The organism is Flavobacterium sp. C4GT6, assembly GCF_036347315.1.
Classification (GTDB): domain Bacteria; phylum Bacteroidota; class Bacteroidia; order Flavobacteriales; family Flavobacteriaceae; genus Flavobacterium.
In genome coordinates, this window is sequence record NZ_JAZGZU010000019.1 from 51,211 (window position 1) to 73,935 (window position 22,725).

Consider the following 22,725-nt stretch of genomic DNA (forward strand, 5'->3'; position numbering starts at 1 on the left):
ATTAGGCGTTTTCAAGGGTTTTATCCCTTATTACCTTACCGCTAACGGTTTCTATAAACTGAGGGACAAACACCACCTCTTTCGGTTTTTCAAATTTACCAAGGTGCTTAAACGCGTCGGTTGGCAAATCAAAAGGTTCACCCTCCACAACAAGTATCAGTTTTTCACCCAATGTATCATCCTGACTACCCTGTACGAAATAGCGTCGGCCTATGTATTCCGATAGTTTTTCTTCAATCTGCTCAGGGAACAGTTTAACGCCACCGCTGTTAATCACATTGTCATAACGTCCCAGCCATATAAACTGCTTGTCGTTTACAATCTCAACCACATCGTTAGTTACCACAGGTTCGTCGCAAATTACATAAGGATCAATTACCAGGCATTTGCGCTCATCCTGACTTATATTAACATTAGGCAGTACCGTGAACGCCTCATCCCCTACCGGCTTAGCCGCAATATGGGTAATGGTTTCGGTCATACCATAGGTTTCATAAATTTTTGCAGGAAGCCCTCTAAGCTGCTTTGTAAGCGCCTGGCTCACCTTTGCACCACCCAGTATAAGCTTTTTTACTTTTTTAAGCTTCATAAGGCTATTTTGTGCCTGTAGTGGTACCATAGCACTAAAATCATAAACCGTATCCAGTCGCTCTAACGGATTGGCCACAGGGGCAATCATATCCATATCCCAGCCCAGTATAAAGGCACGCACCAGCATCATTTTACCTGCCACAAACTGTGTAGGCAAACAATGAAGTACTTTAATCCCTTCATCAAGCTCAAAAAAGCTGCCCGTTGCAAGTGCCGAGTTTACCATAGCCTGTTTATCTACCCTAATCATTTTAGGTGCTCCTGTAGTTCCGGATGTTTGCATCTCTATAAAATCACGATGATCAAACCAGTCCAGTAAAAATTCACCTACCGCTTTTTCATGCGGTTCTCCTTCTTTAATGTAAATGTAAGCCGTACGGCACAGGTCATCTTCATTAAGATGAAACCCATTCAGCTTAAAGCTGTTGTGCACAAAGTGATAATCTGGATTACTCATGTGGGGTTAGTGTTTTGTTAGTAAATTTCGTGGGTTGGCAGCACAACCTTACCGGTAAGCTTTTCTTTCCAGTTGTGCCATTTATATTTCTTACTAAAGATAATCAAAAGAATCGGAAAAATTATAACTACCGGAAACACTATACTTAGTCCGGCTTGTGGTTCGGTTACTTCTTTTAAAACCGAATTGGTTTGGAATGCTGTCCATTCAGATGTTACAAGCAGTGCCGTTACCAGGTTATTAGCCGCATGGAAACCCAGTGCCAGTTCCATCCCTTCATCCATAAGTGTAATAATTCCTAAAAACAATCCGGTACCTATATAATATACCATTATAAACATACCCATTTTACTTACCTCGGGGTTAGCGATATGCAATAGCCCAAAAATAATAGATGTGGTAAGCAGAGCTGTCAATCTACTCCTTGTAGCTATACCAATACCCTGCATAAGGTAACCTCTAAACAGGTATTCTTCAAAACTAGTTTGCATAGGTATAAGTACTATAGAAAGTACTGCCAATATGGCAAAAGGTATCGGTTGAAAATTCCATTCGTAATGATCCGGATTAGAATAAAAATCCACTAAGGTTACCGCAATAGTAAATGATGCCCAAATACCAAATGCAAAAAATATACGACCCCAGTCAACTTTTTTGCGGGAGGTAGTTAAACTTCTAATGGTTTGCTTATGTACATATTTTACCCATAACAGTAGTAAAACAAGTGCTATGGAAAGTGGTGCTATAAGCTCTACAAACACCCTGTTCTCTCCTTTTTCTTCTACCTGCTGCCTTAGTAAATCTTCAGTATTAATGTTTAATAATTTAATGGCAACAAAGTTTAACACCATCATTATCAAAAAAACAACCGGGATAGGTAAATACAGTGCAAAGTTAAATCCTTTGCGATAAGCCTGTTCAATATACATTAAGAATAAAATTTAGTTTGCCCTAAGTTAATTCAATTTTAAAATTATAATACCGTTCTTTGCAAAAAAATTATCATGATTACTATATACCATAACCCACGTTGCAGCAAGTCCCGCGAGGGATTACTGTTTTTAGAACTCGAAGGGAAACCATTTACAACCGTAAAATACTTAAACGAGCCACTTACCAAAGAAGAGCTTACAACCCTTATAAAAAAGCTGGGAATTACCCCAATTGAGCTGGTTAGAACTAAGGAAAAAATATGGATTTCTGACTACAAAGGAAAGGAACTTTCTGACAGTGAAGTTATTGAAGCCATGCTGCAACACCCTAACCTTATAGAACGCCCTATAGTGGTTAACGGAGACAAGGCTGTTGTTGCCCGCCCTGCCGAAAAGATAAAAGACATCCTCTAAAAAACTTTAACATTTTTTTATGGGGTATCCATTAAACTTGGGCTGCTTTTTGTAGTCAAACCCCCCGATAAAAAAAACCAGAATCATTCATGAAAAAAATACAATCCGTATTCTTATTACTCATACTTCTTACCTCAATAGGAGCAGTAGCACAAGGAAATCCGGGCAATGTTACCATTAGCGGTAAGCTTATTGACCAGGATACGAAACAGCCCCTTGAATTTGCAACAGTAACAATACAAAAACCAGATAATACTACCGTAAATGGTGCTATGACCGATATGAACGGTGAATACAACATCAACATAGCTCCGGGTACATACAATATTAAATATGATTTTATATCGTTCAAGTCTGTTGTTGTAAGTAACAAGCAGGTTAATACCGATACTAATTTAGGTACTACAGCTATGGCTCCCGATGCCACTCTTTTACAGGAAGTGGAAATTCGTGCAGAACGTTCAACCGTAGATATTAAACTGGATAAAAAAGTATACAACGTAGGTCAGGACATGATCGTTAAAGGTGGTACCATTAGCGACGTGCTTGACAATGTACCATCGGTTACCGTAGATGTAGAAGGTAACGTAAGCCTTAGGGGGAACGAAAGCGTTACTATTATGATAGACGGAAAACCGTCTAACCTGTATGGCTCTAACCTTGCCGATGTGCTTAGAGTACTTCCTGCCGACTCGGTAGATAAAATTGAGGTTATCACTAACCCATCTGCACGTTATGATGCCGAAGGTGGTGGGGGTATCATCAACATTATCCTTAGAAAAGGAAAAGCTCAGGGCTTTAACGGTTCGGTTACCGCAAACACAGGTACGCCCGATAATCACGGTGTAATGGCAAACCTAAACTACAGAGGAGAGAAATTCAACGTTTTCTCTAACCTTGGTTACAATTACAGAAACAGCCCGGGTAACAGCATGACCGACTCAGAATATTTTGATGAGGACGGAAACACCACAAGCTTTATAAACGAGCGCAGGGAAAACAAAAGAAAACGTAAAGGATATAACGCTACTCTTGGATTTGAGTGGTATATAGACAGTACTTTTAGCTGGACCAACTCGGTTTCTGCCAGAAACAGTAATGGTGACAATCCTACCGATACGTATTACTACAACTATAATGCAGACGGTTCGTTTAACAATACCCGTTATCGTTTTAATTCCGAAGACGAGGAAGACAGAAACTTTAACTACACTACCAGCTTCCTTAAAAAGTTTGATAACGACGGACACGAACTTTCAGTGAATGGTACGATTTCCAGAAGTACTGATGATGAAAACTCTCAAATCAGGGACTTGATTTTAGGAAGCACCAATCCTGACGACAGTTCTATTGAAAGAACTCTTAATTACGAAGAGGAAAAACGTACGCTTATTCAGGCAGATTATGTTTTACCTTTTGGCGAAAACAACAGGTTTGAAGCAGGTTACCGTGGTAGCTTTACTCAAAAAGATACCGATGCTAAAGCACAAATTCTTGATGAGAACAACGAATGGCAACAAAACGGAAACTTTTCCAGTATGCTGGAATACAACGAATATGTAAATGCATTGTACGCTCAGTATGGTTCTAAATTCGGTTCTAAATTCTCTTACCTTTTAGGGCTTCGTTGGGAAGATTCTAATATCGATGTAAACCTTATAAACAAAGACGAATATAACAACAAGCGTTATAATAACTTTTTCCCAAGTGCTTTCCTTACTTATGAATTTACAGAAGGAAGCAGCGCCAGCATTAGCTATAGCCGTAGGATAAACAGGCCTAGAGGCTTTTTCATTAATCCGTTTTCAAGCCTGCAAAGTAACATTAACGTATTTCAGGGTAACCCTGATCTAGACCCGTCTAAAACCAACTCGTTTGATGTAGGATATCTAAAAAAATGGAGAGATCTTACACTAAGTACTTCGGCTTATTTAAACATTACCGAAGATTCTTTCCAGTTTGTAAGAAGAACAGAAGATGCCCTTCCGGGACAAACTCCGGTTACGTACTCTACCCCTATTAACTTAGCTAAAGAATACCGTTTTGGTTTTGAGTTTACCTTAAACTACAACCCTTTCAGATGGTGGAAACTTAATGGTAACTTTAACTTCTTTAGGGTTGAAACCGATGGTGACTATACCTGGACTTATACTAACGGAAACGGTGAAGAGATTACCGATTTCCAAAACTTTGATAATACAGCATACACTTGGTTTACCCGCGTAAGCAGTAAAATGAACCTGCCATGGAAAATGGACTGGCAGATTAACGGAACGTATAACGCTCCGCAAAACACAGCACAGGGACGCAGACTGGGTATAATGCACTTTAATACTGCATTAAGCAAAGACATACTTAAAGAAAAAGCTACGTTAACACTTAACGTAAGCGACATCTTTAATACCCGAAAAAGAAAAAATTATACCAACCTACCTACGGTTTCATCATATAGTGAATGGCAGTGGAGAGAAAGACAGGTTACCCTTTCGTTCACTTACCGTTTCAATATGAACAATCAGCAACGCATGAAACAAGAAAGACAGGGACAGGGCGGTGACGACGACTTTAATATGGGAGGTTAATTATTAATTTTTACAGATACTCCTTAAAAAGGGCAGCTTTTATAAAAGCTGCCCTTTTTGTTTATTACATATAATGAGTTTTTAATTGAGATCATTCCTTCGTTATCATGACAACCCCACCTGTAATGTCGACAACAGGAGACATCTCTATTCAAAATTTAAAAGAGATTTCTCCACTACACTATGTTTTGTATAGGAATGACAACGCATACTGTCATTTTGAGCGAAACGAAGTGGAGTCGAAAAATCTATGATTTGAGATTGCCACGCTCCATTGCATTACGCTCGCAATGACAACACTGTTACGTAACAGCAGAGTGAATAACCGCATTAGACTCCGTAGCGTTAAGAAAATTATAAGCGAGGCGTTAAAAAGCATCCGCTGTTTGAGGCGACAGCCGAGTTCGGATGGTTTAGCCTTGTGTAGTAATTTTTAGCTTAAAGAGTCATAGCCTTGACTTTTTGGTTCTTTTGTGTCAAAACAAAAGAAAAAATATACAGTTTTATTGTATTGAGATCCTTCCTTCGTCAGGATGACAACCCATATATCATTGCGAGGAGGAACGACGCGACAATCTAAATCTAATCCAATAAAAAAGCAGCCCTAAGGCTGCTTTTAGTGAGTTTTAGTTTAGTTATAATCTTAAGGAAAAATTCCTCGTTGTTTATAAGCCATTTCAATTCTGGTTAGTGCCTGTATGTAAGCGGCAGTTCTCCAGTCTGTTTGATACTGAACAGAAGTATTGATTACTTTATTGAAAGCATCTTCAAGTTTCTTTCTCAGTTTCACAATAACATCATCCATTGTCCATATCTCACCATTACGGTTTTGTAGCCACTCAAAGTAACTACCAATAACCCCACCTGAATTACAAAGTATATCCGGAATCATTTGTACACCGTTAGCAAGCAAAATAACCTCACCTTCGGTATCAATAGGTCCGTTAGCACCTTCTGCAACCACTTTAGCTTTAACAGTGTTTGCGTTATCTTCGGTAATTTGGTTACCTAAAGCAGCAGGAATAATTACATCACAGTCAATCCCGAAGAAATCTTCAGACGGGTAATCCTGTGTACCTTTATAACCTGTAATGGTAGCATTATCGCTTTGGTATCTTAATAAAGCTTCCGGATCAATACCTTCAGGGTTGTAAATAGTACCTGTAGCATCCTGTACACCTATAAGTATTGCACCATTTTTGTGCATAAAGTGTGCAGCCCAGTAACCTACGTTACCAAATCCCTGTACAATATATTTTTTACCTTCAAGTGAAGTACCGTTAAGCTTAGCCCACGACTCCAGTGTAACAACTACACCAAAACCGGTAGCACGGTCACGTCCTTCAAGACCACCCGATCCTACAGGCTTACCTGTAACCACGTGTTGGTTTTTAGAACGTTCGCTTGGAGATTTTGTAGACATATAAGTATCTGCAATCCAAGCCATCATTTGTGCGTTGGTATTTACATCGGGAGCAGGGATATCATGCTCAGGACCAATATTATCACCCAGTGCATAGGTGAAACGTCTGGTAATTCTTTCAAGTTCACCCTGAGAGTATTTTTTAGGATCCAGCTGGATACCACCTTTACCACCTCCATAAGGAAGTCCGGCAAGCGATGTTTTCCATGTCATCCAGGTAGCAAGAGCCCTAGCGGCATCAATATCTACTGTTGGGTGATATCTTAAACCTCCTTTGTAAGGACCTAAAGCATTATTGTGTTGTACCCTATAACCGGTAAAAACTTCTACTTGACCGTTATCCATCTTTACAGGAAAGTGAACTACGATTTCGTTATTTGTAATGGAAAGGATTTTTCTTACGCTTTCATCCAGTCCCATAACGGCTGCAGCTTTTTCAAACTGATTCTTTACGTTTTCGTACATGCCCACGCGACGGGGCTTTTGAGTTGTTGCCATAACAAATTTTTTACAACGTGTGTTCTCTATAACAAAATTGTCTTAAAAAGACGTACAAATATATAGGAATTACCAATATGCAAAGCTTTTTGATTAATAATTTTACAAAAAATAAAACCTAAAATTATCATTGCTGTAATTTGAACGCATTTTTAAGTATTAAAAATATACATATCATAAAATATACCAAACTTTACGATAACGTAAACCACTAACTATCAACACACTATAATGGCAGTTGTTTTTTTCCCTATTTAAGTTGTAAATAGTTCACTTTTATAATATTATCTTTAGCCGCATTAACTAAAAAAATGGAACTAATAACAGCTTATGCCGGAGCGTGTGCCATTGGCCTGGTTTTAGGGTTAATGGGTGGTGGCGGCTCTATACTTACCGTACCCCTGTTAGTATACGTAATGGGCATAAACCCGGTTTTGGCAACCGGCTACTCGCTGTTTATTGTAGGCTTCACTGCCGCTTTTGGCGGAGTGCAAAATTTCCTTAAAGGCAATGTTGCCATAAAACAGGGATTATTAATAGCCGTTCCGTCATTTTTAACCGTATACTGCACCCGCAGGTATATAGTACCTTCCCTACCGAAAATAATTATTGATACTAAGAACGTTACCTTATACAAAGATACGTTTATTATGGCATTATTTGCTATAATAATGCTGCTTGCAGCGCTTTCTATGCTTACAAAAAAAGAAACAACACACCTACCTGAAATTAAAACAGAAAAAAACAGTTATATAAGCATACTTCCCTATATAATTTTAACAGGTATAACCATGGGAATTGTAGGTGCCGGTGGCGGATTCCTTATTATACCTATGCTGGTGTTTTTCGGTAAACTTAACATGAAAAAAGCAGTAGGTACTTCCTTGTTAATCATTGCAGTAAACTCCCTAACAGGATTTTTAGGTGATTTACATAACACAACCATAAACTGGCAGTTTCTGTTATCTTTTACTGCCATCTCGATTTTTGGTATATTTGTGGGCAGTTACCTGCACAGGTATGTAAATGAGAAACAGCTAAAAAAAGGCTTTGGAGTATTTATACTTGTTATGGCCTGCTTTATTCTCTCAAAAGAAGTTTTTGGATATTAATCTAACCACGATATGAAAATAGAACAAATATACACAGGCTGTATTGCACAGGCAGCCTATTACCTTGAAAGTAATGGCGAGGCTGCCATTTTTGATCCGTTAAGGGAAGTGCAGCCCTATATTGAAAAAGCGGCAAAAGATAACGCTAAAATAAAGTACATTTTTGAAACCCATTTCCATGCCGATTTCGTTTCGGGTCACTTGGACTTGGCTAAAAAAACAGGAGCCGAAATTGTATACGGTCCAACAGCTGCTCCCGAGTTTAACGCTATTATTGCCGAAGATAATCAGGAATTTAAAGTAGGTAACTACACCATTAGGGCTATATACACACCGGGACATACTTTAGAAAGTACCTGCTACCTGCTTTTAGACGAAAACAATAATATGCATGGTATTATTACAGGAGATACTCTGTTTATTGGTGATGTGGGAAGACCGGATCTTGCACAGGCTCTTACCAGCGAACTGACTCAGGAGGTACTTGCCTCTCACCTGTTTGATTCACTTCGTAATAAGATAATGGTATTGCCGGATGAACTTATAGTTTACCCTAGCCACGGTGCCGGAAGTGCCTGCGGAAAAAACATGAGCAAGGAAACTACCGATACACTGGGTAATCAAAAGAAAACAAACTACGCCCTTAGGGCTAATATGACCAAAGAGGAATTTACCGCCGAACTACTGGACGGACTGGGAGCCCCTCCTGCTTATTTCCCTCAAAATGTTTTAATGAACATTAAAGGGTACGATAGCCTTGACAACATCATCAAAAAAGGTATTACACCACTTACAGCACAACAATTGGAAGCTACAGCAAACAGTACGGGTGCTATAGTGCTTGATGTAAGGCATGAAAACGACTTTGTAAAAGAACATATCCCTAACTCTATATTTATAGGTCTTCACGGAGGTTTTGCTCCTTGGGTAGGTGCACTTATACGCGATGTGAACCAGCCTATACTACTGGTTACTCCCGAAGGTAAGGAAGAAGAAACCATTACAAGGCTTGCACGCGTAGGTTTTGATAACACACTGGGCTACCTTAAAGGTGGCATGGAAGCATGGAAAGCTGCAGGGTTTGAAACCGAAAGCATCCGTTCTATCTCTCCTGAGGAGTTTGCCGAAGGACTGGCACAAAACCCTATCAAAGTGGTAGATTCACGTAAACCGGGGGAGTTTAGTAACGGTCACGTAGCTGAAGCTGTAAACATTCCGCTTGATTTTGTAAACGAGCGCTTTGCAGAAGTACCCAGGGAAGCCGACTTTTACCTTCACTGCGCCGGTGGTTACCGTTCGGTAATAATGGCATCAATTTTGAAAGCAAGAGGTTACCATAATATGATTAATGTAGAGAAAGGTTTTGGCGGAATTAAAAACACAACAGTGCAAACAGTTGTAAACCAAGCCTCTTCGTGCAGTAACTCATAAGTATAAAATAATTGTTAATGCTGCTGTATACCATTTATTTTTAGATAATTTAGCAGCTTAAATAAAAACTATAAAAACCACATGAAAAAATTTCTTTTGTTTGCATCGGTAGCTGCTTTTGCGGTTTCGTGCAACGATTCACTTAAAGAAAATGAGTTCCTTGTTTCAGGAACCATAGATACTATTTACAACGGTAAGCAGGTTTTCCTTAAAGAAGCTCCAAAAGAGCGTATGGCTCAGCCAATATCTTTAGACACAGCTGTTGTAGAGAACGGTAAATTTACTTTTAGAGGTATGGCCGAAACTCCACAGGAGCGTTTCCTTTTCATTGAAGGAGAAGAAAAAAATGCACCTATCCGATTTTTTGCTGAAGAAGGTAATATTACCATCAATGTAAATAAAGATACAATTTACAACTCTACCGTTACCGGTACCTTTAATAACGAAGTGCTTGCTAAGTACAACAAACTTAATAATGAAGTAAGTAAAAAAGGACAGGAACTTAGCCAGGAATATACAAAAGCTTCTCAGTCACAAGACGCAGAGGCTGTAAAGAAAATTGAAGAGCAGTTTGAGGCATTCTCTAACGAGATGTACACTAAATTCAAAGCTTTTATTGAAGAAAACCCTACAGCAGAAATTTCTATTCAGGCATTCCCTTCTCTATTAAGAAGTCAGGAGGCTACTTATGAAGAGCTACAGGCTATTTTTGATAAACTACCACAATCAAGCAAAGACAGTGATTTAGGTAAAAAAATAAGCGAATACCTTGAAAAGAAAAAACAGGCAGACGCTGCTAAATCGGCAACTTCTGTAGGTAAACAGGTTCCTGATTTTGCTGCCCCGACACCAGAAGGCAAAATGCTTTCTATTAAAGAAGCTATGGGTAAAGTTACTATTATCGACCTTTGGGCTTCATGGTGTGGTCCATGCCGTAAAGAAAACCCTAACGTAGTAGCTATGTACAACGAGCTTCACGGTAAAGGACTTAACATTATTGGCGTTTCTCTTGACGAAGACGGAGACAAATGGAAACAGGCTATCGCTGCCGATAAGCTTACATGGCAACACATCTCTAACCTTAAAGGTTGGGACGAGCCAATTGCTAAACAATTTGGTGTAAACAGCATCCCTGCTACTATAATAGTAGATGCTAACGGTGTAATTGTAGCAAGAGACCTTAGAGGTGATGAACTTAAAGCTAAAGTAGAAGAGCTTTTAGCTAAGTAATCTACATAGAACACAACATACACAAAAGGCGCAGATAATCCCTGCGTCTTTTTTTATAAATATAATTTAGTAACTTAGGCGTACCTATGTAACAAATCAAAACCTTTACACTATGAAAAAAATTCTTGTAATCACCTTAACCGTTTTGGCTATCATGTCTTTTAAGGGGCTCGATTTGGTTGGAAACGAGTTTAAAATTGTTGGGACAGTAAGTACTGATTTTAACGGACAGAAAGTATATCTGGCAAAAACTATTACTGAGAAAGTAATGAGTAAACTGGACTCAACAATAGTAAAAAATGGAAAATTCACCTTTAGTGGTGTATCAGACAAGCCGGAACAGCGACTGATTTATTTTGAAGAAAAACGAATGGACGGGCAAATTGCTGTTTATGCCGAAAAGGGAAATATTACAGTAAATGTTAATACTGAAGATATTTCAAAATCAGTAGTAGGCGGTACAATAAACAATAATGCACTGGCTAAACTAAATACAATACTTGTTGAAGTTGGCAATAAAGAGCTGGCTTTTAAAAACGAGCATATGGACAACTTTGCCAAAGCCAAGGAAGAAGGTGATACAGAAACCCAAAACAGGATTGTAGAAGAATATTCAAAACTTACCAAAGAATACAACAAAACCTATATTGCATTTATTGAAGAAAACCCTAACAGTGTTATATGTGTAGAACTTTTCCCTATTATACTGAGAGATCAAAATGTAAAAGCAAAAGATTTAAAACCGATTTTCGACAAAATGGGTCCGGAGCCGAAAGCTACCGAAATGGGACAGAAAGTAGAAGAATACCTTAACCAAATGTTAGCTAATGAAAAAGCTATGGAAGCTACCGAAGTGGGTAAAACTGCTCCTGATTTTTCGGCAGCCACTCCAAACGGAAAAACACTTTCTCTTAAACAGGCAAAAGGTAAGGTGACTATTATCGATTTTTGGGCTTCATGGTGCGGACCATGCCGTAAAGAAAATCCTAATGTAGTAGCTATGTATAATGAGCTACACGGCAAAGGACTTAACATAATCGGAGTATCACTGGATAAAGACGATGCAAAATGGAAAGGTGCTATAGAGAAAGATAACCTTACATGGCAGCACATCTCTAACCTTCAGGGTTGGGACGAACCAATTGCAAAACAATATGGTGTTACATCTATACCTGCTACGGTTATACTGGACAAAAATGGTGTTATCGTTGCCCGTGATTTAAGAGGTGAAGAGCTTAAGGCTAAAGTAAAAGAGCTTTTAGCCGAATAATCTCTCTTTAAAAATATAAATAAAATCCCCGCAATTGCGGGGATTTTATTTATATTCCTTTAAATTCACGTATTGAATCTGTCAAAGTTCTTTTATAATATTGTAAAGGCAGTCTTTGCTCGTAGGTCAAAGTATATTCATTCCCATTTGGTTTATCATCTCCGGGGCATTTAGAGTAATAATAAATACTGTCTATATAAAACTCCTGTTGCACCAGTGAGGTGTAAATTTTATACTCAAATTTATACCCCTGTCCTGCATCATGGTATAAAACCATATTGTCGGCTTTTTTATCAAATATATCATAACCTCCCCAAGCACAGCTTACTTCGTTACATATCACATTATCATACACACGCCCTACCCTGCTTGCTTTCCCGTCAACATTAAGTAGTACAACAAGCTTACGGTTATCTTCCCCGCAGTAATCAAATCCGGGATAATCCAAATTTAAAGATGACGGAGAAATTATAACAAGGGTATCTGTCAATGCATCGTTATTTACATCCATAGGTTTAGCATCTATAACCCAATAGTATGATGAAACCATACAGCCATAAGCCTTAAAATACCCCTTAGATTTTTCAATACATTCGGCAGAAACTCCTTTAGGAAAAGTAAGCGTATCATAAAGCGGAATAGGATCCATAGCCTGCCTAAAGTTATCTTTACAGGAAATAAGGCTAAGCCCTAAAAACAAAACGAGTAAGACTGGTTTCATGGTTTTAGATTTATATAAAAATAAAAAAACAACGCTATATTTCTATAACGTTGTTTTATATTCCTTTAGTTTCTATTCTGTAAATCAGCTGTAATCGTCGGGCTCAATGTGTATAAGTACACGCCCTACTCCGGTGATTTGCTTACGAAGGTAATCTTCAAGTTCATGTGCTAGCCTGTGCCCTTCCTTTACAGAGATATTGGCATCTACAATGGCATGAAGTTCTATGTGGTATACCATACCTGTTTTCCTTACAAAACATTTTTCGGTACCCAGTATACCTTTTACCTTAACCGATGCTTCCCTTACATCCTCCACCACATCATCATACAAATGCTCGTCCATTATCTCACCCAGAGCCGGGCGAAAAATAAGATAACTGTTGTAAATAATAAAGCCCGAAGCAAACAGCGCAGCCCAGTCGTCTGCCGACTCATATCCCTTTCCGTAAAAAAGTGCAATAGCAATCCCTATAAATGCCGCTATAGATGTTATAGCATCACTACGATGATGCCAGGCATCGGCCTTAAGTGCCGAACTGTTGGTTTCCTTACTCCTTTTAAGCACCAGCCTAAATGATATTTCTTTCCAAATAATAATAGCCCCAAGAACGATTAATGTCCAGCTTTTAGGCAAATCATGTGGTGTTTGTATGTTCACTATACTTTCGTAAGCAATAACGGTGGCTGCGGTAATCAAAAAGCCCACTACGATAAAGGTGATAAGCGCCTCTGCCCTTCCGTGTCCATACGGGTGGTTCTCATCTGCTGGACGAGTGGAATACTTAATTCCAAACAGTACCAGTATTGACGAGAATATATCGGTGGTTGACTCAATCGCATCGGCAATAAGCGCATACGAGTTACCAAAAAAGCCCGCCACACCTTTTAATAACGCCAACAGGGTATTACCTATAATACTAAAGTAACTGGCCTTTATGGCTTTATTTATATTGGTTTCTAACATTGTTATGGAGGAGTAAAATTTTTGCAGATCAAAAGCAGGATTCCTGCCTCATTTTCGTAGCACAAAAATACTACACACCGTTTAAAATATAAAGCTATAGATGGTTTTTAATTTAAAGATAAAACACAAAACACAAAAAATATTTTTTTATTTATTTAGCTTACAGCCATTTAAAAAATAGTTTTTAAAATACCCAAAAATATGTTTGTTTAGTAAGAAAACAGTACTATATTTGCACCGCATTAAAACAATAATGCATGTCTAAAACGGCATGGGGAGATACTCAAGCGGCCAACGAGGACGGACTGTAAATCCGTTGGGAAACCTTCGCAGGTTCGAATCCTGCTCTCCCCACGAAATGGGTTAAAATAAGGAAAATTAAGGTTTTCCAAATTTTTCAAAAACCCGCAAAAAACGTGTAAAACCCTGTAAATCCAACGATTTGCAGGGTTTTTTATTTCCCTGCACTTCATCAGAATTTATAAAACGGCACAAAAGTTTTGTGGCAAAATCGTGGCACATTTGCCTTTAAAAAAAATGTGCCACAGAATTGGACTTAAATACTTGTATATCAACAGGTAAAGTAGGTTAACGACTTGATTTTAAGACGCTGTATTTCTACATTTATTAATCTAAAAAGTTGAATTATGTTAGAGAACAGTTTTGGGTTGTCTTTCTTTTTGAAAACACCTCGTAATGGAGATAATCTGAGGAATATTTATCTGAGGATTACATAATGAGCCGAGAGAATCCTATGTTTTTGATGGCGTGATTGTAATGGGCGGGGGCAACGCAAGCGCATCCAAAATGATAGAAAACAGCATTAGCGAATTCAGTTACCGGGTATATCAGGCCCTAAATGAGAAACCTGAAAATATCACAAAGTAATCTGTTACGGATCAATAACGTACCTGCATCCGTCTGTATAAATTTATAAATAACAAAGGACAAGAGGAAAGTAATAAAAGGCCGACAAGCAAGCTGATGGTTTTCAACAATTACTTTTATACCAAAACCTAAACACAAGCATAGCTTCTTGACCTCTAAATATCTAGATGTAAGCCCGTACTTATCGATTTTTGATCCTCCTTTTTAAAGACAGCAAGATATATCATGACCAAAAAGATGCCTTACAAACCACATAAAAAAAACCGGTCTGTCATAAAAACAAACCGGCCAGTAAGTAAATAAAACCTCTTAACAATCTTAATTAAGTCCCCACTTAAATATAAATATGAGTATTTTACTTTGAACAAAAGTATGATATCAAAAACAAACTTTTAGTATTAGGGTGATATGAATTCTAAAAAAAATAACTAAAAAAGCCTGTTTATTTTCATAAACAGGCTACCCAAAAAATTTCCAAAACTGAATGAAATACTTTGGTCGTGTCCCCACACATACCACAAATTCAGTTTCATCAAATTACTAATACGACAAAAATAAACCTATAACACTGATTATAAGGTATTACACTAATACATTTTATAAGTTTTAACAAAAAAAAGACCTCCCTAGCGGGAGGTCGAATCATTTGTGTATCACGTTAAACAGAATTTAACTATACATAAACAATCAATGGAGGATGAACAAAAATAGCAACAACAAAACTGTAAAAAGATATCAGCATAATACCTTTTTAAAATAAATTACCTAAAACTCTTTAAATACTGGCAACATACAGCTTGATACCAATCGTATATCATAAAAATTATTTTTAGTATTAATAGGTATGATGCTGCAATACAGCATCATAAATTTTTTTAAGTGAATTAGTCGTCACACTAAGGTATTCCTTCTATGTATTATATTCATCACAATGAGAAAAATGCCGCAGCTCTAAGGAGGTAAATTTTTTATACACGAAAACAAAAAAGGCACTTACTCTTCATCATCTGTCTCCTCTTATATAGTTTCTACAGATTTTTTATTAAATGATAAAATTGTACTACTTTAATAACTTTTACTATTTCATTCCCCCCTCATTTTTTGTGCAAATCGTTATTAAAGATTTACAGTTTGAAAACAATTGATTTACGTGAATACTAAGTTTTACCTGTGATTTTTGTTATCTAGTAAGCTATGGTGAAAATTCTATTCAAGATGCAACAGAACCGCAAATACGCCTTATAAATCACATAAAAAACCGGTTTATTATAAAAAACAAACCGGCTAGTAAGTAAATAAAACACCGTAACAAACTCAAATAAGTTCCCACTTAACTTATGAATATGAAAATTTTACTTATTATAAAAGTACCGTAATAATAGTTTTATTTTAATATCAGTCTGATACTAAACCTAAAATAAAATCGTAAAAAAAACTGTTTATTTTTATAAACAGGTTACCAAAAAGATTTATAAAACTGAACAAAATACTACGGTTGTGTCCCCACACAAGATTAATTCAGTTTTTGTAATTACTAACAAAACAAACATATAACTATAATACTGATAACAGGGTATTAAAGCTATACAACTAATACTTTTTTTATTTTAAAAAAGACCTCCATTACAGGAAGCCTAATCATTTGTTTATGCAGTTACAATTAATAGAACTAAACGTAAACAATCAATGGGGATAAATAAAACTAGCAAATATTAACCGGTAAAAAATATAAAGTTAATAACTCTACACCAGGTGCTAATCAACGTTCCTTAAATGCTGACAATAAACAACTTAATACCAATCTTATCTCATAAAAGTTATTTCTTGTATAAAAAGTATTATGATGTTGCAATACAGCATCATAATTTTCTTTAAGATGAGAGCCTATTTTTTCAATATACTCCTTGTAATTCATATATTCATCACTGTCAAAAAAATGCCTTGGCTCCAAGGACATAAATCTTTTATACACAAAAACAAAAAAAGCAATTACCATTTCATCATCTGTTTCGTCTTTTATGGTTTCTATTGAATTTTTAATTAAATCATAAAACTGTGCTGCATTCATAATTTTTGATATTTTATTTTCTTATTACTTTATAATCCTCGCCGATTGAGTTAAAAGTTGACAACATTTCAACTCACGATAGAATTCATTAAGCAGAACAAAAAGACCTTACATTAAAGTACCTGTAGATTTAATCTTAATGTTTCACATATCAATAGAGTTTAAAGCTCCAATTTCAAATAATAAATAAGCAAGACAAAACCGACATGATTCGTAACCATAAACTTTAATATATTACTCAGACTTTCAACAGAGTAAGATGTCGTTTTAGCAAAAGTTATGAAAGTTAAATTATCCATCGCGAAAAAGAAATTATTCAAAGCTATAAAGAAATAAATCCTAGGAATCGCAGTTTAGTTATTATAACGATTTTAGAACTTACTTTTTTATTACTTTTCACCTAAAAAAATTAAAAACTATAGGCTGCTTTGAACAGAAAAAATATTTGACGTACTTATAACTATAAATAACCTTTTAAAATAAGTTCAAGGGTATAAAATAATTTATAAAGAAAAACAGAAAATATACGAAATAACTTCACTCTAAAATATTAAACTATTTATTAAAAAAGAATAAAATCAACTCTTCTGTTTAACTGATGCTCTTCTTCACTACACAACACACCATTGGTACAATGATTAAGAATTTTACTTTCTCCATATCCTACTGCTATTATTCTATTGCTATCAATTCCGTGATCTACTAACCAGCTTTTGGTAGTATAAGCCCTCCTTTGAGAAAGTTTAAGGTTGTAAAATTCATTACCTCTTGAGTCAGTATGAGCACAAATCTTCACTTTCACTTCTGAATTCTTTTTAAGGAAAACCAAAATCTTAGCCAAATCTGCTTCCGCAAGCTGGTTAATATCGGATTCATTCAGTTCAAAAAACAAGTCTCTTATATTTAATATATCCCTGAGATTTGTGCCCGGAGATAGCTCAAGAGATTTCTTCTTTAATTCCTGTGTCAGTTCTGCTTTTTCTGGCTTATCTTTGGCAACCGTAAATGTCGCTTCAATTATTTCATAACCATCACTTTCTACTTTTATTCTGTACTGCCCAAAGCCCAGTTCTCCCAAATTATACTCACCTTCTTTATTGGTCTTCGTCTCAAGTATTTTGTCATACTGAAAATCGAAAAGTGTTATTTTAGCAATATTATCAACGCCTAAGACCTTACCTACTATAGGCTTATGCTGCCCAAAATCTTCGGGAATTGGACTGATTTCGTTGATTTTAAAAATATTATCGGATTTAAAATTATTTGTTCGGTTGGAAGCAAAAAAACCTATTCTGCTGAAATCATTAATGATAAAACTAAAATCATCTGACTCGCTGTTCACTGGCTTACCTACATTAACAGGCTGTTTTAATGAACCATCCTCGGAAATGTCTGCGCAAAAAACATCAAGTCCCCCTAGTCCCGGGTGTCCGTCCGAAGCAAAGTACAATTTGTTATTTGCTGAAACATAAGGAAAGGTTTCCCTGCCTTCCGTATTAATATTTAACCCTAAATTTTCTGGTTCTCCAAAAGTTCCGTCTTCATTAATACTTACCCTGTAGATATCAGAGCTGCCCACAGTACCGTATCTGTCAGAAACAAAATAGAGCCACTTTTCATCAGGGCTTAATGCCGGATGAGCATTATTACTGTATTTCTCATTTATAGAAAGTTCTTTAACATCTCCCCAGCTTTCCCCATCGTAAGTTGCCTTGTACAATTTTAACAATAATTTTTGCTCTCCTTTTTTTTGTAATATTTCTACATTGCTCGAGGTAAAATATATCGTTTTACCATCTTTGGTAAATACTGGTGTTGATTCATGATATTGAGATAAAATATTCTTATCGAATATTTTTACGTCATAAAAATTTCCATCGGGTGTGTTATCGGCACTGTATATACTGCTATAAGGCTGATTTGACCATTTATCTATTAAAGGTCTTCTACTATTGGGCCTGCTTGAGGTAAAAATCAGCTTATTGTTTAAAATATAAGGCCCATAATCAGAATAATCAGAATTTATACCCAAATCGGAAATTTTATAACGTCCGGAATTCTCCTCTATAACTTCTAAATAATCTTCTTTGTCAGAAAATAATCTTGCTCTGTAATCCTGCTTGTTCTGTGCTACAAACACATTCATCAAACTATCAGCTAAAGTAAATTTACCTTTAGATTTGAGGCATAAAGAATAACGGTATAAATATTCGGAATTAGGTTTTTCCTCTTCTGTAAAGTACTCTCTATAGTATTCTTCAGCTTTGGCATATTGTCCGTTAAAATAATATGAGTCAGCCAGTCGCTGAAATAACTCAGGAGATCGATATCCTTGCTTTATTACACTCTCGTATATTTCAATAGCATCAACAAATGCATATTTATTAAATTTGGTATCTGCAGCAACAATTTTTTTTTGTTCTTGGCTATTTATATAACCTGACAGTAATAAAGTGATTAATAAAAAAAACCTATTCATAGTAAATAACAATTTGCAGTACTAACATATCTAGAAAAACCTTGGCGATGTAGCTCTTCCTATATTACTACCATTAATAATTTCAAACCTCAAAAAAATCTCGTGTGAACCCGAATTATAGCTTCCTAAATTTTTGGTATCTGCATCATAAGAGTATCCAAAAAAGAACCCGTCACCTATCTGGACGCCAGCCAAAGCACTTACAGATGCATCCCATCGATAAGCAACACCCAATGTCAATTTGTCATAGAACATAACATTACCACTTAAATCAACTTGTAATGGAGCTCCTGATACTGCTTTTACAAGGAATGTTGGTTTGAATTTAATAATATCAGAGACATCAAAAACATATCCTCCCATCACATAGTAGGTTACTTTATTCATTACAAGAGATTCTGTGTTACCTTCATAAAACTTAGTCTCAAGAAACTTCGGTATTGAAAAACCCGCATAATATTTATCACCGTAGACGTATACACCTGCTCCAACATTTGGCGACAATCGATTCTCTATGTTGTTTTGAAACCTGGTATCCTGCTCATCCATAATAGTAAGTTTTGTATAATCAACATTTAGTAAATCTGCACTAGCTTTAATTCCGAAGGACAAGTGATGATCATAGCCATAACCAAAGTCAATTTTATAAGAAAAATCTCCAGATATTGTATTGAGATCCGAAGGACCTAATCGGTCATTTAAAAAAGATATTCCCAATCCCACAGGTGAATCTTCTCTTGTCGGAGCATGCAATGAAAAAGCACCCGTTTTAGGTGCTCCATCTAAACCGACCCACTGAGCTCTGTACCCTCCAAAAATACTAATAACCTGCCTGGAACCTGCGTAACCGGGATTTATGATAGTAGTATTATACATATATTGAGTAAACTGTGCTTCACTTTGCGCCCACATGACATTCGAGCTGAGTATTATAAAAAAGGTGAACAGTTTAAGAAAGTTTTCTCTATTAAATTTCATAATTTCCTGTTTTTTAATCATTATTCAGGTATAAATAACCTGCCTTTTTAATAGTTCTGGGGTCTGTATCACCTGTATACTCGTATTCTATTACATAAAAATAAGTTCCGGTTTGTAACTTCCCTTCACTATTTATTGTAGCTCTGCCATCTGATAAACCGTTAAATACATTACCATCGGCTCCATAATTGTCGGTCTCAAAAACTTTGACTCCCCACCTGTTAAATATTTGTACTTTATTTTTAGGATATAGTTCTATATTTTCAATAATAAAATAGTCGTTTTCTCCATTTCCATCAGGACTTACGGCATTATATACTACTATTTCAGGTGTAGTATTATACTCTTTCACACGAGCTAGAGTAAATACACCTGAGCCACTTACTTCTACCGGGGTTGTTACTGTATTTTCTGCGAAGTTTACAATCCCCCCTTCATCCAACCACTGAGAATTTTCACTATCCCATCTTACTATATGAATATTATCTTGTGAAATTTCATTTGTGATTTCTTGGGGAGTTGTATTAGTATCCCAACTAAGTGTTAATAGTAATCCTGCATTTTCTAACTCCCCTTCTACCGTCCAATATTCGGTATCATCAATAATGTATATTTCCGTGCTACCTAAATTTGAATGCGGATAAAGTAAATCTGAATTTTCAAGCTTATATTCCGAACTTATATTGGCTACAACCTCCAAACTTGAGGCTATTCTTGCATTACGATAATAATTTTGTTTACCTATGGGAAAAGTAAATGCCTCATTACCTCTTTTTTCCACAACACCATTTACAAAACTATCATCGTTCATTCCTGATGATGATCCCCCCGGATAAAAAATAACACGACCACTACCCGTTAAACTGTTATCAATTATACCATTTGCAAATTCTGCCGTACCATAAATTTCGAGATCATTAAATAAGGAAAAGGCAGGCTGTAATGAAATGTTATTAAATTCAACATTGTACAGCTCAATAGACATTTCTCCCAAAATTGACTGTGTGATATCGCCATTAAAATAAACTGATCCGTTTGATCCTGAACTGAAGCTAAACAGACCATCGTTTCGAATATTTCTAAACAAATATAATTCGCCGTCATTGAGAAAATCTGCGGTTGAAGTATTCGTAAAATCTGCAAGAAAAGACACTTGTGTATCTTCCTTTACCGCAACTTGTCCCAAGTTTACTGTTTGAGAAAAAAGTGAAGCTGAATGAATGAAAGTAAAAGCAAATAGAATTATATTTTGATAGTTATTTTTCATATTTAAATTATTAGAATTGCTTCACAGCTTAACATGTTAAACTTATAAAAAGATAAAAATCTGGCAGGATTTGTATCCTGCCAGAGAAAAAACTATTTTTCACCAATAGATTTTTCTATTTCAAGCAATCTTTTGTTTAGCTCTTCAAATTTCATTTCAAGCTCTTCTATTCTCTGTTCCTTTTGTTTTATAGTCTTTTTTTGATCTATGGTGTGCAGATATAGTTCCTCTACTTTCTCTAGAATCTGAACGGAAAGTTCTGATATGTTTACCATATACTCACCTTTATCATTTCTGCCTAAATCACTAATACTCGTTACACCTGGCAAGTGATTATTTTCACTTATAAATTCAGCAACTTCATCCAGAGTCTTAAAATCGTATTCACTATTAATTTCTGAAAAACCATTGAAATACTCTTCAAATACATAATCTGCATAAATGGAGTTAGTTGTAAGAATTGCTCCATTTACAGCAAGTTTTACATTGGCATTAGAAGTACCTAACATATTATTTGTACCAATACCAACATTACCCATATTAAATATATTATCACTGTTTAAAGTAGCCTTATCAGTTGTTTCCTGTACAAACCATGGTTCAACAGCCAAATCCGCATCAACATACAGAGATCCATCTACTCCAAAAACAAGCGCATTATTAGGATCTGCTGATATCAAATCTACCGTACCATTATTAGCGGCTTCATTATTATATATCAACTGCCCTGATGAAATACTAAGAGAAGTATTTGTCTCATTATTGGAAACCATACTGCTCAGATCGATAGTATTAACCGTACCCTCCTCATCACTGTAAGTCAATACATTAGTCGTATCATCGTAATTCAGTACCGTTAAAGTCTCAGCACCCGAAACTAAATCCGTTAATGTAACAACAGTGTCATTTCCTTCCTCATCTTTATAGGTAAGGGTATTGGCAACTGCATCGTAGTTAAGGCTTGTTAAGGTCTCAGCACCCGAAACTAAATCCGTTAATGTAACAACAGTATCATTACCTTCTTCATCTTTATAGGTAAGGGTATTGGCAACTGCATCGTAGTTAAGGCTTGTTAAGGTCTCAGCACCCGAAACTAAATCCGTTAACGAAATAACAGTGTCATTACCTTCTTCATCTTTATAACTAAGAGTGTTGGAAACTGCATCGTACTTAAGGCTTGTTAAGGTCTCAGCACCCGAAACTAAATCCGTTAATGTAACAACAGTATCATTACCTTCCTCATCTTTATAGGTAAGAGTGTTGGCAACAGCATCGTAGTTAAGGCTTGTTAAGGTCTCAGCACCCGAAACTAAATCCGTTAATGTAACAACAGTATCATTACCTTCCTCATCTTTATAGGTAAGAGTGTTGGCAACAGCATCGTAGTTAAGGCTTGTTAAGGTCTCAGCACCCGAAAC

The 22,725-nt window shown here is 36.3% G+C and carries 15 protein-coding genes, 1 tRNA gene and 1 pseudogene; 7 read left to right on the plus strand and 10 right to left on the minus strand.

Annotated elements, in window-relative coordinates; genetic code table 11:
• Window position 1 precedes the first annotated feature (1 nt).
• Complete coding sequence (locus tag V3Z67_RS16875) at window positions 2–1,048, minus strand: AMP-binding protein (protein WP_330444430.1); 1,047 nt, start codon at window positions 1,046–1,048, stop codon at window positions 2–4.
• Between the two features lie 17 nt (window positions 1,049–1,065).
• The gene (locus V3Z67_RS16880; protein WP_330444431.1) at window positions 1,066–1,977 is read right to left on the minus strand and encodes a CPBP family intramembrane glutamic endopeptidase; all 912 of its coding nucleotides are present in this window, start codon (window positions 1,975–1,977) and stop codon (window positions 1,066–1,068) included.
• 75 nt (window positions 1,978–2,052) lie between these two features.
• Here V3Z67_RS16880 and arsC point away from each other — a divergent pair, with 75 nt between their 5' ends.
• Both arsC and V3Z67_RS16890 read left to right on the plus strand, forming a co-directional pair.
• Window positions 2,053–2,394: an arsenate reductase (glutaredoxin) gene (gene arsC, locus V3Z67_RS16885; RefSeq protein ID WP_330444432.1), complete on the plus strand. Its 342-nt coding sequence runs from the start codon at window positions 2,053–2,055 to the stop codon at window positions 2,392–2,394.
• 89 nt (window positions 2,395–2,483) lie between these two features.
• Entirely contained in the window at window positions 2,484–4,976 is a 2,493-nt protein-coding gene (locus V3Z67_RS16890; RefSeq protein WP_330444433.1) for an outer membrane beta-barrel family protein, read from the plus strand.
• Between the two features lie 643 nt (window positions 4,977–5,619).
• Here the strand turns inward: V3Z67_RS16890 and V3Z67_RS16895 are convergent.
• A complete protein-coding gene (locus tag V3Z67_RS16895; RefSeq protein ID WP_330444434.1) occupies window positions 5,620–6,897 on the minus strand; it encodes a Glu/Leu/Phe/Val family dehydrogenase in 1,278 nt (425 codons plus the stop codon).
• A 311-nt stretch (window positions 6,898–7,208) separates the two neighbouring features.
• Here V3Z67_RS16895 and V3Z67_RS16900 point away from each other — a divergent pair, with 311 nt between their 5' ends.
• From V3Z67_RS16900 to V3Z67_RS16915, 4 genes are all read left to right on the plus strand, one after another.
• A complete protein-coding gene (locus tag V3Z67_RS16900) occupies window positions 7,209–8,009 on the plus strand; it encodes a sulfite exporter TauE/SafE family protein (protein WP_330444435.1) in 801 nt (266 codons plus the stop codon).
• A 12-nt stretch (window positions 8,010–8,021) separates the two neighbouring features.
• Window positions 8,022–9,440, plus strand: a complete 1,419-nt coding sequence (locus tag V3Z67_RS16905) for an MBL fold metallo-hydrolase (protein WP_330444436.1) — start codon at window positions 8,022–8,024, stop codon at window positions 9,438–9,440.
• Window positions 9,441–9,521: 81 nt separating this feature from the next.
• On the plus strand, window positions 9,522–10,670 hold the full coding sequence (locus V3Z67_RS16910) for a TlpA disulfide reductase family protein (protein WP_330444437.1): 1,149 nt from the start codon (window positions 9,522–9,524) through the stop codon (window positions 10,668–10,670).
• A gap of 112 nt (window positions 10,671–10,782) precedes the next feature.
• Window positions 10,783–11,940 (plus strand): TlpA disulfide reductase family protein, encoded by a 1,158-nt coding sequence (locus V3Z67_RS16915; protein WP_330444438.1) that lies wholly within the window; start codon window positions 10,783–10,785, stop codon window positions 11,938–11,940.
• Window positions 11,941–11,989: 49 nt separating this feature from the next.
• On the opposite strand, the gene V3Z67_RS16920 is transcribed toward V3Z67_RS16915, so the two are convergent.
• Together V3Z67_RS16920 and V3Z67_RS16925 are read right to left on the minus strand one after the other, a co-directional pair.
• Window positions 11,990–12,661: a hypothetical protein gene (locus V3Z67_RS16920; RefSeq protein ID WP_330444439.1), complete on the minus strand. Its 672-nt coding sequence runs from the start codon at window positions 12,659–12,661 to the stop codon at window positions 11,990–11,992.
• Window positions 12,662–12,745: 84 nt separating this feature from the next.
• Window positions 12,746–13,627, minus strand: a complete 882-nt coding sequence (locus V3Z67_RS16925; protein ID WP_330444440.1) for a cation diffusion facilitator family transporter — start codon at window positions 13,625–13,627, stop codon at window positions 12,746–12,748.
• A 273-nt stretch (window positions 13,628–13,900) separates the two neighbouring features.
• Between V3Z67_RS16925 and V3Z67_RS16930 the strand changes: the two genes are divergently transcribed.
• Window positions 13,901–13,981: transfer RNA gene (locus tag V3Z67_RS16930), tRNA-Tyr, on the plus strand.
• A gap of 2,293 nt (window positions 13,982–16,274) precedes the next feature.
• Here V3Z67_RS16930 and V3Z67_RS16935 read toward each other — a convergent pair.
• From V3Z67_RS16935 to V3Z67_RS16955, 5 genes and pseudogenes are all read right to left on the minus strand, one after another.
• Window positions 16,275–16,583, minus strand: a complete 309-nt coding sequence (locus tag V3Z67_RS16935; protein WP_330444441.1) for a hypothetical protein — start codon at window positions 16,581–16,583, stop codon at window positions 16,275–16,277.
• Window positions 16,584–17,145: 562 nt separating this feature from the next.
• On the minus strand, window positions 17,146–19,062 hold the full coding sequence (locus V3Z67_RS16940; RefSeq protein WP_330444442.1) for an OmpA family protein: 1,917 nt from the start codon (window positions 19,060–19,062) through the stop codon (window positions 17,146–17,148).
• Window positions 19,063–19,092: 30 nt separating this feature from the next.
• Window positions 19,093–20,040, minus strand: a complete 948-nt coding sequence (locus V3Z67_RS16945; RefSeq protein WP_330444443.1) for a PorP/SprF family type IX secretion system membrane protein — start codon at window positions 20,038–20,040, stop codon at window positions 19,093–19,095.
• 13 nt (window positions 20,041–20,053) lie between these two features.
• Window positions 20,054–21,226, minus strand: a complete 1,173-nt coding sequence (locus tag V3Z67_RS16950) for a gliding motility-associated C-terminal domain-containing protein (RefSeq protein ID WP_330444444.1) — start codon at window positions 21,224–21,226, stop codon at window positions 20,054–20,056.
• A gap of 173 nt (window positions 21,227–21,399) precedes the next feature.
• Window positions 21,400–22,725: pseudogene (locus V3Z67_RS16955) on the minus strand (hypothetical protein); the annotation flags it as partial.

Coding starts and splice junctions, on each gene's coding strand:
- V3Z67_RS16900 (WP_330444435.1), top strand. CDS start 7,209: ATGGAACTAATAACAGCTTATGCCGGAGCGTGTGCCATTGGCCTGGTT.
- V3Z67_RS16910 (WP_330444437.1), top strand. CDS start 9,522: ATGAAAAAATTTCTTTTGTTTGCATCGGTAGCTGCTTTTGCGGTTTCG.
- V3Z67_RS16920 (WP_330444439.1), bottom strand. CDS start 12,661: ATGAAACCAGTCTTACTCGTTTTGTTTTTAGGGCTTAGCCTTATTTCC.
- arsC (WP_330444432.1), top strand. CDS start 2,053: ATGATTACTATATACCATAACCCACGTTGCAGCAAGTCCCGCGAGGGA.
- V3Z67_RS16925 (WP_330444440.1), bottom strand. CDS start 13,627: ATGTTAGAAACCAATATAAATAAAGCCATAAAGGCCAGTTACTTTAGT.
- V3Z67_RS16875 (WP_330444430.1), bottom strand. CDS start 1,048: ATGAGTAATCCAGATTATCACTTTGTGCACAACAGCTTTAAGCTGAAT.
- V3Z67_RS16890 (WP_330444433.1), top strand. CDS start 2,484: ATGAAAAAAATACAATCCGTATTCTTATTACTCATACTTCTTACCTCA.
- V3Z67_RS16945 (WP_330444443.1), bottom strand. CDS start 20,040: ATGAAATTTAATAGAGAAAACTTTCTTAAACTGTTCACCTTTTTTATA.
- V3Z67_RS16895 (WP_330444434.1), bottom strand. CDS start 6,897: ATGGCAACAACTCAAAAGCCCCGTCGCGTGGGCATGTACGAAAACGTA.
- V3Z67_RS16905 (WP_330444436.1), top strand. CDS start 8,022: ATGAAAATAGAACAAATATACACAGGCTGTATTGCACAGGCAGCCTAT.
- V3Z67_RS16935 (WP_330444441.1), bottom strand. CDS start 16,583: ATGAATGCAGCACAGTTTTATGATTTAATTAAAAATTCAATAGAAACC.
- V3Z67_RS16915 (WP_330444438.1), top strand. CDS start 10,783: ATGAAAAAAATTCTTGTAATCACCTTAACCGTTTTGGCTATCATGTCT.
- V3Z67_RS16880 (WP_330444431.1), bottom strand. CDS start 1,977: ATGTATATTGAACAGGCTTATCGCAAAGGATTTAACTTTGCACTGTAT.
- V3Z67_RS16940 (WP_330444442.1), bottom strand. CDS start 19,062: ATGAATAGGTTTTTTTTATTAATCACTTTATTACTGTCAGGTTATATA.